Here is a 14,203-nt window from a genome sequence, read left to right as displayed (position 1 = left end):
TTTTTCTTCAGAGATGGGCCGAACGCTTGCGCGATCGCTGATTGGCAAGCGATCTCCTGTTTTCGCAATGAGCCCGTGCCCGCGGTGGCCGTCAGTACGCGCTGCGCTGACACTGCTGCTCCGGTGGACTCTTGCCACGGGCCCATGGCCTAACGGCGAAGGCGAGTTGATGCTGCGCCATCGTCTCCACGAAGGAGGCTTGCGCGCTCTCCAGGCGTTTGACCAACGCGTTGGCATTCAGGTCCAGGAGCGCGTCGGCTGCCAAAAGGGATACTGACAGGAACGCGATAGCGGACGCGACGGCAATTCCCTTCCATTCTGGTGACTTCATCAGCTGACTTTCTCAGGTATTCTCCTGCCCGGATAGGTAGGGCTTCTGCGCACGATTCAACCCCTCGAAGGACTCGCGCACGCGTTCTTGAAGTGCGACGATTCTGTAACAGCGCGCGCCTCGCGGTTGCAGGCCGACCGCAGCTTGCCGAAGCTCGGCTTGGAGTCACCGAGCCTGTATCGAACAACGAGAGCTAAGCCGGTGGCCGCAAAAACCCCACCACCATCCGCGTCGTCTCGTCCACCAGCGTCCGCACCATCTTGTCCGACAGCATCTCGGCCTGGTTCAGCACCGTGTTGTGCGCGACTGCTTCGATTGTGCTGACGCAGATCAAGGTCGCGACATCGAGATCAATCTTGCGCATTTCCTTGCGATGGCTGTTGAAATAAGCGCGGACGTGGGCGTGGACCTCGCGGTTGAAGGCTTCGACGTCGAGCTTTCCTGCGCGCGGGATCTGCTCGGCGAGCACGCGATGCAGTTCGGGGTTGATGCGGTGCGCGTCGATCGCGACAGTGACGAGGCGGCGGACGGCTTTCTCGATCGGCATGTCCGTGACTTCGGTGAGCGTCGTGCGGACGATACCCATGATCTCCTCGTTGTGACGCTCGATCACGGCGGCGACCAGCGCCTCCTTGCTCGGAAAATACTGATAGAGCGAGCCGACGCTGACGCCGGCGATTTCGGCGATCCGGTTGGTGCTCGTCTTCTCAAAACCTTCGCGAACCAGAATGCGAGCAGTTGCCTCGACGAGCGCGTCGACCGTGACGCGGGATCGCTCCTGCAAGGCATTTTTCCGGGGTTTTGTCGGCGGTTTGCGCGCCATGATCCTGTACTTTGAATGCGAGTATGAAAAGCGAGTGAATGCTCGCATTATAGGCGGGGTTGGTAGCCGAGAGATAGAAGCAAGTTGGTGCCGGTCGGGCGCAGCAAATGAGGGCAGGAGCATGAGCGTTGCGAAGATGCTGTCGATCGGGCGGCTTTGCGAATGCAATGTCTCGCGGGCGAAGCCTGCAAACGATCCCGCGCCGAGCTTGCAGAGCCGCGTCTTCAACTTGCTGCTCGGGCTGCTTTCCTACAAGGTGCAGCTAGCCTCAGCCGAGGCCGTGCAGGCGCATGTTCAGAAGCTCGCATTGGCGCCAGCCTCGCATGAGCCTACCGGGCTTGGCCGTGGCGTCGAGGCGACGCTGACGAAGATGGGCGGATGGCCAGTCTATTACACTGCTCCGTCGTCAGGACACGAGGGCTGCAACCACGTGATGTTCCTGCATGGTGGCGGCTACATCAACGAGATCGTGCCGGCGCATTGGCGCTTCGTCGGCCAGATGACACGCAAGGCGGGCGTCGTCTGCGTCGTGCCGATCTATCCGCTTGCGCCGCGCGCGACCGCAGAGGACGTCGTACCGGCGACGGCGGAGCTGTTGCGGATGCTGCTGGAGGATGCCGGGTCGGCAAAGGTCACGGTAGTCGGCAATTCGGCCGGCGCCGGCCTCGCGCTTGCCGCATGCCAGTGGCTGCGCGACCGCGGGCATCGGCAGCCGAGCCGGCTGATCCTGATCTCGCCCGCAGCCGACGCATCGATCAGCCGTCCGGAGCAGGTCGAGATCGCCGCGCGCGATCCGATTCAGGACATTCCGGGAATCATCGAGGCGGGGCGGCTCTATGCCGGCGAACTCGATATCGGCCATCCCTTCGTCAGCCCGCTCAACGGCGCCTTTCGTTCGCTCGCGCCGATGACGATCTTTTCGGGCACGCGTGATCTGCTCTTTCCCGACAGCGTCGATCTTGCCGAGCGGGCGAGGGCGGCCGGCGTGCCGGTTGAGCTGCATCTGCTCCGTGACCAGCCGCACAATTATGCGCTGATGCCGACGCCGGAAGGGAGGCAGGCGCGTGCGAACATTCTGCGTGCGGTGGCTTAAGGGGAAGGGCGTGATCGTTGTCACGCGGCGCGCCGCCGCGATGGGGCTGGCGCTGCAATCTCGCGCGGGGAGGGCGGCCCGGGCGTTTCCTCGATATCAGTAGTTTTGCGGGGCCTTAGGCGTGGCCCTTGATCTCGTAGTGACCCGGCACGCATTTGTAGCGATCGAGGCGCCAGTTGGCGTGATAGATCGGATGCTCGCCCATCCATTTTGCAAGCGGGGCCTGCGCACCGACCGCACACGCCATCATCGACATATCGGGCGTCATGTTGCTGTCGGTCACGATTTCTTCCACGCAGCTGCCAGAAGCAGCGGCGCCAAGCCGGCAGAGCACGGCCACGACGGTTATGAACATTCCAGTCACCTCATCGGTAGTTACGACCACGAGGAGAATGCAAGCCGAGTGCCACAGCCTGTGTCGGAAACGACACGCGGCCGGCCCGAATCGCCCCGCGTTCCCCATTTGACGATTCGGATTGTGAAAAAGTTGGCTCAAACCCGAAGCCGGACCACTACGGGGAATCCACAGGGAAAGGCGCAGGAATGAGCGATCGTCGGGCAGCGCCGCGCGATCCGCCATTCACAAGACCCGGGTAGCAGCGCCGATCCGCTTTTACCTGCGGATGCGGCGCTGCTACATTTGGCGCGCGTCGCATGCGCGGCGCGCCAACGACGAAGAAGCATGCCGATAAGGGGAGGGCCGAAGTCCCATGAAGGAATTTGCTGGAAAGATCGCCGTCATCACCGGTGGTGGCACGGGCATGGGGCGCGAGCTCGCACGGCAACTCGTTGTCGAGGGCTGCAACGTCGCGATGTGCGACGTCTCGGAAGCCGCGATGGCGGCGACCAAGCGGCTCTGCGAGATCGAGAAGCTGCCGCAGGGCCTGCGCGTCACAACGCATGTCGCCGATGTCTCGATCGAGGATCATCTCAAGCGTTTCCGCGACGAGCTTGCCGAGCAGCAAAAGACGGACAAGATCCATCTGCTGTTCAACAACGCCGGCATCGGCGGTGGCGGCAGCCTGTTCATCAACACACGCGAGCAGTGGGAGCGCACCTTCAACATCTGCTGGGGCGGCGTCTATCTTGGCGTCCGCACCTTCCTGCCCATGCTGGTCAAGGCTGACGAAGCCCACATCATCAACACCGCCAGTGTCAACGGATTCTGGGCCTCGATCGGCATGGGCCAGGCGCACACCGCCTACAGCTCGGCGAAGTTCGCGGTGAAGGGATTTAGCGAAGCGCTGATCAACGACCTCCGCTTGCATGCGCCGCACGTCAAATGCTCGGTGGTGATGCCCGGCCATATCGGCACCTCGATCGTGTCCAACTCACGCAAGGTGCAGAGCGGCGACGGATCGGAGCGTCTCAACACCGAGGAGGTCGTGCTGACCCGCAAGCGCATGGTTGCGGCCGGCGTGCCAGATGCTGACAAAATGTCGGACGAGGACATCCAGGCGGCGTTCGCCGAACGCGCCCGCACCTTCCTCGAGGACGCGCCGACGACGGCGGCGCAGGCCGCCAGGATCATTCTCGACGGCGTTAAGGCGGAGCGCTGGCGCATCCTTGTCGGCGAGGACGCCAAGCTGCTCGACGAACGCGTGCGCGCCGCGCCCGAGCAGGCCTATGACCGCGCCTTCTACGAAAGTTTCACCCAGGAAGTCGGCTGGCGACTCGGCTGAGACTGTCAACGAGCGCGCGCAGATGTGGGTATGATGATCATCATTGCAAGAGTGCGCAGGTGATTTTGCTCGGGTAATTTTCGTTGCCCTCCCGCGCGCGTTCTCCGTCTCATGACGTGACGGAATGTCACGCATGCGACATGTGACATGCGTTCAAGCGATGGTGATCTCGAACGGGTCTCATTCAGCGCAGGGCAGCTTGGTTGGCGAACTGAAATAGTTTAGTGAAGCACGGTAACGCCACGATAAAGCGTAGCACCGATGATACCCGCATGCCTCTCCGACGATTTTATCCTCTGCCCGGAGAGAGAGGATATCTCTGCTGAATTCACGCGGCTGCTCACCGCGGCCCAGGAGGGCGGCGCCACCATCGCCGAATGCCTGATGATCGCGCGGCAGCTGAAGCGCGACGACGAGCAGTCCTGGCATCGCGAGTGGAAAAAGCTGGCGCAGGCCAACCGGCATCGTGCCGAGGCGGCGTTCGCGGAAGGCCATATGGTGACCGCGCAGCGCAACTGGCTGCGCGCGATGAACTACTACGGTGCGGCCGCGATGCCGCTCGATCCCGCCGACGAGCGCCGCTGGGTCGCGGTGCTCGCGATGCAGGAATGCGCTCGCCGTTTCCTCACGGCGCGCGGGCCGGCCGGCGAAGTCGTGACAATCCCGTGGGGCGAAGGTCATTCGTTGCAGGGCTATTTCCTGCCTGCGCCTGCGGCGAACGGTCGCGCCCCGACGGTGATCTGCATCGGCGAGCCCGGCCACCGCAAGGAAGAATTCCTGTTCAAGCTCGCGCCCCATGCGCGCGAGCGTGGGTTGTCGATGCTCGCGCTGGACTTGCTCGGCGACCAGCGCGACGATTACGCCGACATGCTCATGCAGCGCCGGGATCTCGAAAGCTCGGTTGCCAGCGCGATGGATTATCTGGAGGAGCGCGAGGACGTCGATTTCGATCGCGTTGCGATCGTGGCTGACGGGTGGGGCTCTTCGTTCGTGGCACGTGCGGTGTTGCAGGAGCCGCGTCTCGCCGCGGCCGTCTGCGATGGCGGCCTGTGGGACCTGCACGAGCGGTCGTTCTTTGCCAGCCGTTTTGCGATGAGCGATCTCAGCATCGTCCCGGTGCCGCATGCGCCGCTGATGGCCTCGGGCGCCGAATGTCCGGTGTTGATCACGCTCGGCGAGGACGGCTGGCTCAAGGCCGACCGGGCGCGTCAGATCCTGCAAAAATCCCAGCTCGGCAGTTCGGATATCGTGCTGAAAGTGTTCACCGCGGCGGAGACCGGCGCGGCGCAGGCTCATGCCGACAACCCGAGCCTTGCCAACGAATACATCTTCGACTGGCTCGAATCGCAGCTCGGTGCCGTCGGCAAGCGGATCTGAGCGCGGCCTCCTGGCGCAAGATCGGATGCGCGCCTCAGAAGTCGAGGGAGATCCTGACGCAGGCCTTTTCAAGTCGGGTCTTCAGCGTCGCGAGCTTGGTGGTGAATTCGGTCAGCTCGTTCTCGTCGAACTCCTGGAAGACGAATTCGCGAATCGTCTTGTACTGCTCGTTGAGGCTCGCGATGTGCTTCTGCGTCTTTTCGACCAGCGACAGCCGTACCACGCGGGCGTCGGTCGGTGAGGGGCGGCGGCGCAGCAGGCCCTTCTTCTCGAGAAGCTTGGACTGGGTGGTGACGAAGGACGGATCGACATGAAGCAGCTTGGAGACCACGTTGACGGGGACGCCGTCGTCCTTGTCGAGGTCGGAAATCGCCATCAGGATCAGCCATTGCGGTCCGCTGATGCCTAGCGTCCTGGCCCAGAACTGACGCAGCTCCTCCAGATACATGTTGATCGATGATATCTCCCAGGTGAATCGCCTGATGATATCGAGATTGCCGACGGAGCGGACGCGCGCCCCTTCTTTCCTCGTCGCTGACACAGCGTCACTCCCGCAGGCTGATTTCTTTCTGGCCGGTCTTCGCGGCGGTCATAGTCCACGCAAGCCTGCCCTGACGCAAGTGCAGAGCAGGGTAATTGTGTCACGGAAATTACAAATATGATCCGGTCAGCCTTTTAGCTCGCGCGTCCGGTGTTGCGCGGCAGACACAGGGTTGGTGAAACCACAAAGCTGAGCTGATAAACTATTTTGATTAACGGAACGGCGCAGGCATATTGATCCGGACGGTGGGGGGTTCTCAATCGTCCCGTTGCAGGTGGTTCGCTCACGTCCCTCGCGTCTCAAGCGGGTGCGTCCGAAAGCGGGAAGCGGCCGAGCGGATTTGAAGAGACGGGGATCTGGGGGGCCTCACGGTCCGGTCTCCGTAAAATGAACAACTTGGAGGTTTTATATGAAAGTGGTGAAGAGCCTTTTGCTCGGCACTGCGGCGACTCTGATCGCCGTCGGTGGAGCTCAGGCGGCTGATCTTCCGGTCAAGGCCAAGGCGGTCGAATACGTGAAGGTCTGCTCGCTCTACGGCGCGGGTTTCTACTACATGCCGGGTACCGACACCTGCATCAAGCTGGGTGGTTACCTGCGCGCTGACGCGGTTCTCGGCGGCACTGGCGACTACGGTTTCAATAACAGCACGAGCTCTGTGAACGGTGGGTCAAACAACCGTGTGACCAACTACTATTACAGCCGCGCCCGTTTCGACTTCAATGTCGACACCCGCACGGCGACCGAGTACGGCGTTGTTCGCACCTACGCCGACATGGTTTTCACCTATGACACGTCCAACGTCACCGGCAGCGGCCCGTCGACGATCTCGCCCAGTGCCCCCGCGCTCGGCCTCTACCATGCATTTATCCAGTTCGCCGGGTTCACCTTCGGCCGCACGGTATCGATCTTCGATGCCCCGTGGCAGAGCTATCCGGCTGGCGGTCCCGACACCATTCCGGGCGGCTCCAACCACACCAACGGTGTGAACCAGGCTGCCTATACGGCGGACTTCGGCCAAGGCATCACCGCTTCGATCGCGTTGCAGGAGGAGACGACGGCGTCAAACGGCCAGTCGAATCTCTGGAACGTGTCGTCGGGTACGGCTGCTCAGTTCGTGACGGGCGTCTATGGTGCCAACTCATGGGGTGGCACGCGTTCTCCCGACATCCTTGGTGCCGTGCGCGTCGACCAGGCCTGGGGTCTGGCCCAGCTCTCGGTTGCTGCGCATGACCTCCATGCTGCCTACTACGGCTTGACGGAGACCAGCGGTCACCCCTCCGACAAGTGGGGCTGGGCTGTGCAGGGCTCTTTGTCGATCAAGAACATCCCGACCGGTGCGGGCGACGTCATCAACCTGCAGGCCGTCTACACGGACGGTGCAACTCGTTACAATTTCCAGAGCTTGTTCCCGCAGAGCTTCTTCATGTTCAGCGGTAGCGGCACCGGCGCGTATCAGAGCACCGGCTTCGCCGGTATTGCTGACGGCGTCTTTGGAACGACTACCGGCATCGATACCGTCAAGACCTGGGGTCTCCGTGGTGGCTATACCCACAACTGGAGCCCGAACTGGGCGAGCGCCGTCTACGGTGGTTATGCCCAGCTGAAGTACGGCAATACGGGCAAGGCCCTGATCTGCACCAACTTCGCTGCGATCGCCGTGGCCGGTTCGACCTGTAATCCGGACTTCAACTTCGGGGTCATCGGTGTCAACACCGTGTGGACTCCGGTCAAGAACCTGGCGTTCACTGCCGACTTGAGCTGGTCGCGTCTGGACCAGAAGTACTCTGGCGCCATCGCGAGCCCGGGCATTGCCACCGCAGCGAAGCCGGCGGCCGTGTACGAGCTGAAGGACCAGAACTCGGTGAGCATGCTGCTGCGTGCTCAGCGCAACTTCTGATCATCGATCGCGCAATTCGATTGGAGAACCCCGGCGGGAAACTGCCGGGGTTTTTTCTTGATGAGGTGCTGATCTTCAAAATCAGAAATGTCCTGCGCGAGCGAAGACGAGCTATGCGATTCGATAGACAAAAATTTTATTTACTTACCTGAGTTGATCAGCTATATTGCTCTTAGCCGGTTTTGAAAATTCGCGGCTCTTAGCTTCACGCTAAGCCTCCAGAAACCTCCGGCAGTGCCCTGCCGGAGGTTTTTCGTTGAGTCCAAGGGACGGCGGGCTTCAGCCGCGCATGACGCGCGCACGCGAGTTCGGCCGGTAGGCGAGGCGCTTGTGGCCGGTGCAATAGGGCTGTCCGTCGTGCGCGGCATTGCCGCAGAAGCAGAAATCCTCCGCACCGGGCGTCGAGATCGGCCAGCGGCAGCGGTTCTCGCCGAGCTCCATTAGCGAGCAGCGATTGGCTTCGTCGATTGGTCCGGTCGCGACAGGCACGTCCGATTCGCCGTAGATCGTGGCGAGCATCTCAAATTGCAGCCGGGGCACTGCTTTGTGCGCGCGCGGCGCGCTAGTCCGGTCCTGGTGCCTGTCTTGGAGTCTGCGCTCGTCGACCGAGCGGCCGCGCGTGAGATTCAGGCGCGACAGCTTGCCGATCACGGCGTTGCGGCTGACGCCGATGTCGGCGGCGATCTCGCGGCAGGATAGACCAGCCTCGAAATGTTGCTTCAGAAGTTCAATTCGTTCGTTGGTCCAGGTTGGTGAGAGAACAGGCATTGTAACGGTCCCAGGTTGCGACAATCGGCCAACCGCAGCTCGAGATCCGTCCGCTTCACGTTCGGCGCACGCTCACGTTCTGCCATTGTCGCGAATCGACAAAAGCCCGTCCTTGATGGCGAGACGGATGCCTTCCTCGATCAAGGTACGTGCGACGCCGGGAACGCTGGTGCCGTGGGTGCCCTGTCTCACCAACTTCTCCAGGTAGGTGATGGTCGAGAGCGCCAAGGTTACGGGAATGCGGTCAGTCTCGGCTTTTTCGGTGGCCATGGCCCGAACGCTAGCCTCTTACTCGGGTACATAAAAGTAACGATTAAGACTCTATTTAGGTTCAGGGGTGGAAGTCAAATGCAGGCTTAGCTCGTCGCTTAGATCGTTGGAATCGTGCAGGAAATCAGACGCGACTCAGCGCGCCGTCCGGAATGCCCGGGCGGCCGCGGTCAGGAGGTGCCGGCGAGATCAGCCGTGCACGATCGCCTTGTCGATCATGCAATGGATGCCCTTGGAGCCGTTGACGGTCTGGGTCACCCGCAGATCGGCCGCGAGACTGCACAATGTATAGGCGTCCTCGCGCGACAGGTTTCGCGTCTCGCCCAGCAGCACGATCATGTCGCGCAGCGCCCGCACCGCGCATTGGTCGAGGTCGGGGTCCATCGCCATGGTCATATAGTGGGTCGGCGTCTCCGCGCGCGGATAGTCGAACCGCAAATCCCTGCGCAGCGTCAGCCGGAAGCGGCCCTGAAGCGCCGTCTCAATCGCGGTGACGCAAACCTCACCGTCACCCTGCACGCCATGACCGTCGCCGCAGGAGAACATCGCGCCCGGGACGAACACCGGCAGATACAACGTCGCGCCGGCGCCGAGCTCCTTGTTGTCGAGATTGCCGCCCATGGCGCGCGGAACGAGCGAGGAGATGCGGCCCCAGGCGGGCGGCGGCGAAACGCCCATCACGCCGAAAAACGGTTTTAGCGGCAGGTCGAGGCCCCACGGCATCCGGCCGACCATTCGCGTCCGGTCCAGCGGGATGTTGAGAATCCGCGTCTCGTGGAAATCGTCGGGCAGGGTGCCTGACAGTGGCTTGATCATGTTCCAGCCCCAGTCCTGGCGGAGCTGGACGTCGAGGATCTCGACTGCGAGCACATCGCCGGGCTCGGCGCCTTCGACCGCGATCGGGCCGGTCAGGATGTGGCCGGGGAGCATGCGTTCGTTCTTGGCGTGAACCTCGAACATCTCCGGCGGAATGTGAAACCTGCTGCGGTCGGGCAGCATGTCCGGGCCGCCGCTGATGGTATCGACGGTCACCTCATCGCCGCTGGCGATGGTGAGGACGGGCTTGAGCGCGGCTTCAAAGAAGCCCCAATGGCAGGTTTCGGGACTTGAATGCAGGTGATGATGGGTCATTTGCCGCGTCCAATCGATTTCATCAGAACTTGTCATGAGATCTTGTTATGCCCGGGCTTGACCCGGCAATCGATCCTCTTCCAAGAAGATTTCTGAAGATGGGCGGGGTCAAGCCTGCGCACCACGATCGTTTCAGCGAGGCTTCCCCTGTACTTCCTTCTTTCCAAGACGCTCGGTGCCGCAGTGGTGCCGATCAATCTTCTGGTCGAACTCGGGATCATCTCGGTCGTGCTGATGGCAACGCGCTTTGCCGGGCTCGGCCGGAAGCTGGCCGCGACCACGCTGATCCTGTTCGCGCTCGCTGCCTTTTCGCCGCTTGGCAATCTCTTGCTCTATCCGCTTGAGTCACGCTTTCCGGCGTGGGATCCGTCGCGCGGCACGCCCGACGGCATCATCGTGCTGGGCGGCTCGGTTGATACCGATCTGTCGGCGGCGCATCACACGCCGGTGGTCTCACACGCGGCCGATCGTTTTTTTGCGCCGGCCGAGCTTGCGCGTCGCTATCCGAATGCGCGCATCGTCTTCACGGGGGGCTCTGCCAACCTAGTCTCGCCCGGCGCCAGGGAAGCCGACTACTCGGTACCGGTCCTGGAAAATATCGGCATATCGAGGGAACGCCTGATCGTGGAACGGGACTCGCGCAACACCTACGAGAATGCGATCTTCACGAAGCGCTTGGTGGCACCGAAACCGGGCGAGCGCTGGCTGCTGGTTACCTCGGCCTTTCACATGCCGCGTTCGATGGGGATATTCCGCAAGGCTGGATTTGATGTCGAAGCCTATCCCGTCGACTGGCGGATGGGCGGACGCGACGATCTGTTCTCTTTCACCAATGTCGGTTCGGACGGTCTCGGCCGAACCGACACGGCTGTGCGCGAATGGATCGGCCTCGTGGCCAACCGACTCGTGGGCAGGACCAGCGAGTTGCTTCCCGGGCCGGCCAAGGACTAGAACAGCCTCAGTAGCCCAACAACAGGGGCGCGCCGGGAGGATGCCATGCAGCAGTTAGCCGCTGATACGATCGATCTTGCCGGCCTCGTGGCCGATCTCAATACCCTGTTGCGGCTGAAGACCACGGTGATCGGCATGAAGCTGTTCGCGCATGCCGCGGACATGGAGGCGATTCCGAAAATCCGGCGGCCGAATGCGGTCCACACCACCGACCAGATCGTCAGCATGGCTTCGCGCCTGGGATGGACCGTCGGCATTACCGGCGACGATCTCGTCGGCGCGCAGTGCCGCGCGGTGATCGGGCTTAGCCCCCAGGACGAGAAATGGCTCGCCGGCGAAAATTATGTCGGGGTCTGGCACGGCACCGCGGAGGATGCGCGCAAGCGCCAGGAGGCGCTGGACGTGGTTCCGTTCGGGCAATATCAGGCGCTCGCGGTCAGCCCGCTGGCGAGCGGCCGGCTCGATCCACCCGACATCTGCCTCGTCTACGCAACGCCCGGCCAGATGATCATCCTGATCAACGGGCTGCAATACACCGGCTACAAGAAGTTCGAATGGGGCGTGGTCGGCGAGACCGCGTGCGCGGATTCCTGGGGCCGGGCGCTCAAAAGCGGCGAGCCCAGCCTGTCCTTGCCATGCTATGCCGAACGGCGCTATGGCGGCGTGCCGGACGAGGAGATGCTGATGGCCCTGAAGCCTGCGCATCTCGCCAAGGCAATCGAAGGCATGAAGGCGCTGGCCAAGAACGGCCTGCGCTATCCGATTCCGCCCTATGGTATTCAAAGCGACGTCCGTGCCGGCATGGGCGTGAGTTACGCGAAGAAGTAAAGGTCGACCATGAGCTCTGCGAAATTCGACATCGTCGTCTACGGCGCAACCGGTTTCACCGGTCAGCTCGTCGCCGAATATCTGACCCAGCATTATAAGAGCGACAAGACACTCAAATGGGCGCTGGCGGGCCGTAGCCTTGGCAAGCTGAAATCGGTGCGCGATGCGATCGGCGCGCCCGGGAATATTCCGCTGATTGTCGCGGATGCGTCGGACGCCGCCTCGCTAAGGGCGATGGCCGAGCAAACGATGTCGGTGATCACGACGGTCGGTCCGTATCAGCTCTACGGCGAGGAACTGCTCGCGGCCTGCGTTGCGACCGGCACGGATTATTTCGATCTCTGCGGCGAGCCGATCTGGATGCGGCAGATGATCGACAAGTACGAGGCGGCTGCGAAGGAAAGCGGCGCGCGTATCGTGTTCTCCTGTGGCTTTGACTCCGTGCCGTTCGAGCTCGGTACGTTCTTCGTGCAGGAAGAGGCCAACCGCGTGTTCGGCGCGCCCGCCGCGCGGGTGAAGGGCCGCGTGCGCGACATGCGCGGCACGCTGTCGGGCGGCACCGCGGCGAGCGCGAAGGCAACCTTCGATGCGGTCGCGAAGGACATCAGCCTCATTGCGATCCTGAACGATCCGTTCGCGCTGACGCCGGGCTTCACCGGACCGAAGCAGCCGAAGGGCAACAGGTCGGTGCTCGAGGACGACCTGCAATCCTGGGCCGCGCCGTTCATGATGGCGCTGATCAACACCCGCAACGTCCATCGCTCCAACATGCTGATGGGCTTTCCCTACGGCCAAGACTTCGTCTACGACGAGATGGTTCTGACCGGTCCCGGCGAGAAGGGCGAGGCCAACGCCAAGCGCGTGATGGCGGCCAACGCCGAGAAGACCGGCCCGAGCGCGCCGAAGCCGGGTGAGGGACCATCGAAGGAAGAGCGCGAGAACGGGCTCTTCAATTTGCTTTATGTCGCGATCGCGCCCGACGGCCGTGCGGTCCGCGCCGGTGTCACCGGCGACCGCGATCCCGGCTACGGCTCGACATCGAAGATGATCTCCGAATGCGCCATCTGCATGCTGCGCGACGTGACCGACGTCGCAGCCGGCTTCTGGACCCCTGGCGCAGCGCTGCAGCACAAGCTGATCAAGCGGCTGCGGGACAACGCAGGGCTGACATTCACAGTGGAAGCATAAGGTCTGCGATCCCCAAGGAAGCGTGATCCGTGTCTGCGAAGTTCGACATCGTCGTCTATGGCGCAACGGGATATACCGGCCAGCTCGCGGCCGAGTATCTCGCCGCGCACTATGTCGGGGACGGTGCGCCGACATGGGCGATGGCAGGGCGCAGCCGAGACAAGCTCGCGTCGGTTCGCGATGCGATCGGCGCACCCGCGCATACGCCGCTCATCGTTGCGGACGCAGCCGATCCTGTATCGTTACGCGCGATGGTCGATCAGGCGAAGCTGGTCGTCACCACCGTCGGCCCGTATCAGCTTTATGGCTCCGATCTGCTTGCGGCCTGCGTCGCGTCGGGCACCGACTACATGGATCTCTGCGGCGAGCCGATCTGGCTGAAGCAGATGATCGACAGGCATGAAGCGGCCGCCAAGGCGAGCGGCGCGCGCATTATGTTCTCCTGCGGCTTTGACTCCGTGCCGTTCGAGCTCGGTGCGTTCTTCGTGCAGGAGGAAGCCAGGCGCGTGTTCGGAGCGCCGGCGCCGCGCGTCAAGGGGCGCGTCCGCGATCTCAGCTGGAAGTTCTCCGGCGGCACCTCGGCGAGCGCAAGGCTCACCTTCGCAGCGGTTGCGCAGGATCTCAGCCTGGTGTCGATTCTCAAGGATCCCTTTGCGTTCACGCCAGGCTTCGAGGGGCCGAAGCAGCCGCGCGGCAATAAGCCTGTTTTCGAAGAGGACCTGCAATCCTGGTCGGCCCCGTTCGCGATGGCGACGCTCAACACGCGCAATGTCCACCGCTCCAACATGCTGATGGGGTTCCCCTATGGCCGGGATTTCGTCTACGACGAGATGGTGCTGACGGGAACGGGCGACGAAGGTCAGGCCAACGCCAGGCTTGTCATGGCCGCCAACAGCGAAAAGACCGGCCCCGAGGCGCTCAAGCCCGGCGAGGGGCCGTCGAAGGAAGAGCGCGACAACGGGCATTACGACTTGCTCTATGTCGCGATTGCGCCCGATGGCCGTCAGGTTCGCGCGGCCGTGAAGGGCGATCTCGATCCCGGCTATGCGTCAACGGCCAAGATCATCTCCGAATGTGCGATCTGCCTGCTGCGCGACACGCCTGATGTACCGGCAGGGCTCTGGACGCCGGGTGCAGCGATGCAGCACAAGCTGATCAAGCGGCTCGTCGATCACGCCGGTCTGTCGTTCGCTGTGGAGAGCTAGCTCGGTTTCGTAGGATGGGCAAAGCTGAGCGTGCCCACCACTTCCATTGCGGAGAGATGGTGGGCACGGCGCGTTGCGCCCTTTGCCCACCCTACGACACCTACACGACAGTTCGCCA

15 protein-coding genes are annotated in these 14,203 nt (G+C 62.7%); 8 read left to right on the top strand and 7 right to left on the bottom strand.

Features of this window, described 5'->3' with window-relative positions; genetic code table 11:
* Nucleotides 1-91 precede the first annotated feature (91 nt).
* On the bottom strand, nt 92-331 hold the full coding sequence (locus YUA_RS0106510) for a hypothetical protein (RefSeq protein WP_035970566.1): 240 nt from the start codon (nt 329-331) through the stop codon (nt 92-94).
* Between the two features lie 193 nt (nt 332-524).
* Nucleotides 525-1,115: a TetR/AcrR family transcriptional regulator gene (locus tag YUA_RS0106505; protein ID WP_245285114.1), complete on the bottom strand. Its 591-nt coding sequence runs from the start codon at nt 1,113-1,115 to the stop codon at nt 525-527.
* Nucleotides 1,116-1,275: 160 nt separating this feature from the next.
* Here YUA_RS0106505 and YUA_RS0106500 point away from each other — a divergent pair, with 160 nt between their 5' ends.
* Nucleotides 1,276-2,247, top strand: coding sequence for an alpha/beta fold hydrolase (locus YUA_RS0106500; protein ID WP_027529951.1), 972 nt, complete (start codon nt 1,276-1,278; stop codon nt 2,245-2,247).
* 115 nt (nt 2,248-2,362) lie between these two features.
* Here the strand turns inward: YUA_RS0106500 and YUA_RS0106495 are convergent, their stop codons facing one another.
* Complete coding sequence (locus YUA_RS0106495; RefSeq protein ID WP_027529950.1) at nt 2,363-2,602, bottom strand: hypothetical protein; 240 nt, start codon at nt 2,600-2,602, stop codon at nt 2,363-2,365.
* A gap of 355 nt (nt 2,603-2,957) precedes the next feature.
* On the opposite strand from YUA_RS0106495, the gene YUA_RS0106490 reads away from it, so the two are divergent.
* Together YUA_RS0106490 and YUA_RS0106485 are read left to right on the top strand one after the other, a co-directional pair.
* Nucleotides 2,958-3,929 (top strand): SDR family oxidoreductase, encoded by a 972-nt coding sequence (locus YUA_RS0106490; protein WP_027529949.1) that lies wholly within the window; start codon nt 2,958-2,960, stop codon nt 3,927-3,929.
* Nucleotides 3,930-4,190: 261 nt separating this feature from the next.
* Nucleotides 4,191-5,306 (top strand): alpha/beta hydrolase, encoded by a 1,116-nt coding sequence (locus tag YUA_RS0106485; protein WP_027529948.1) that lies wholly within the window; start codon nt 4,191-4,193, stop codon nt 5,304-5,306.
* 34 nt (nt 5,307-5,340) lie between these two features.
* On the opposite strand, the gene YUA_RS0106480 is transcribed toward YUA_RS0106485, so the two are convergent.
* Nucleotides 5,341-5,847 (bottom strand): MarR family winged helix-turn-helix transcriptional regulator, encoded by a 507-nt coding sequence (locus YUA_RS0106480; RefSeq protein WP_027529947.1) that lies wholly within the window; start codon nt 5,845-5,847, stop codon nt 5,341-5,343.
* A 409-nt stretch (nt 5,848-6,256) separates the two neighbouring features.
* Between YUA_RS0106480 and YUA_RS0106475 the strand changes: the two genes are divergently transcribed.
* On the top strand, nt 6,257-7,744 hold the full coding sequence (locus tag YUA_RS0106475; protein ID WP_027529946.1) for a porin: 1,488 nt from the start codon (nt 6,257-6,259) through the stop codon (nt 7,742-7,744).
* Nucleotides 7,745-8,023: 279 nt separating this feature from the next.
* Here YUA_RS0106475 and YUA_RS0106470 read toward each other — a convergent pair whose 3' ends face one another.
* From YUA_RS0106470 to YUA_RS0106460, 3 genes are all read right to left on the bottom strand, one after another.
* The gene (locus YUA_RS0106470) at nt 8,024-8,512 is read right to left on the bottom strand and encodes a GcrA family cell cycle regulator (protein ID WP_027529945.1); all 489 of its coding nucleotides are present in this window, start codon (nt 8,510-8,512) and stop codon (nt 8,024-8,026) included.
* 72 nt (nt 8,513-8,584) lie between these two features.
* Entirely contained in the window at nt 8,585-8,782 is a 198-nt protein-coding gene (locus YUA_RS0106465) for a hypothetical protein (RefSeq protein WP_007603456.1), read from the bottom strand.
* Nucleotides 8,783-8,971: 189 nt separating this feature from the next.
* Entirely contained in the window at nt 8,972-9,913 is a 942-nt protein-coding gene (locus tag YUA_RS0106460; RefSeq protein WP_027529944.1) for an acetamidase/formamidase family protein, read from the bottom strand.
* 183 nt (nt 9,914-10,096) lie between these two features.
* Between YUA_RS0106460 and YUA_RS0106455 the strand changes: the two genes are divergently transcribed.
* Genes YUA_RS0106455 through YUA_RS0106440 form a run of 4 tightly spaced genes read left to right on the top strand, consistent with a single transcriptional unit; the run spans nt 10,097 to nt 14,085 of the window.
* Entirely contained in the window at nt 10,097-10,864 is a 768-nt protein-coding gene (locus tag YUA_RS0106455) for a YdcF family protein (RefSeq protein ID WP_035970563.1), read from the top strand.
* Nucleotides 10,865-10,909: 45 nt separating this feature from the next.
* On the top strand, nt 10,910-11,692 hold the full coding sequence (locus YUA_RS0106450; RefSeq protein ID WP_027529942.1) for a DUF169 domain-containing protein: 783 nt from the start codon (nt 10,910-10,912) through the stop codon (nt 11,690-11,692).
* A gap of 9 nt (nt 11,693-11,701) precedes the next feature.
* A complete protein-coding gene (locus YUA_RS0106445; RefSeq protein WP_027529941.1) occupies nt 11,702-12,880 on the top strand; it encodes a trans-acting enoyl reductase family protein in 1,179 nt (392 codons plus the stop codon).
* A gap of 29 nt (nt 12,881-12,909) precedes the next feature.
* Nucleotides 12,910-14,085, top strand: a complete 1,176-nt coding sequence (locus YUA_RS0106440; protein ID WP_027529940.1) for a trans-acting enoyl reductase family protein — start codon at nt 12,910-12,912, stop codon at nt 14,083-14,085.
* Nucleotides 14,086-14,203 lie beyond the last annotated feature (118 nt).

The sequence above is a fragment of the Bradyrhizobium sp. WSM3983 genome, from assembly GCF_000473045.1.
GTDB lineage: Bacteria > Pseudomonadota > Alphaproteobacteria > Rhizobiales > Xanthobacteraceae > Bradyrhizobium.
The sequence above is the reverse complement of the archived record's forward strand: the minus strand, read 5'-3'. Positions and strand labels throughout refer to the sequence as shown.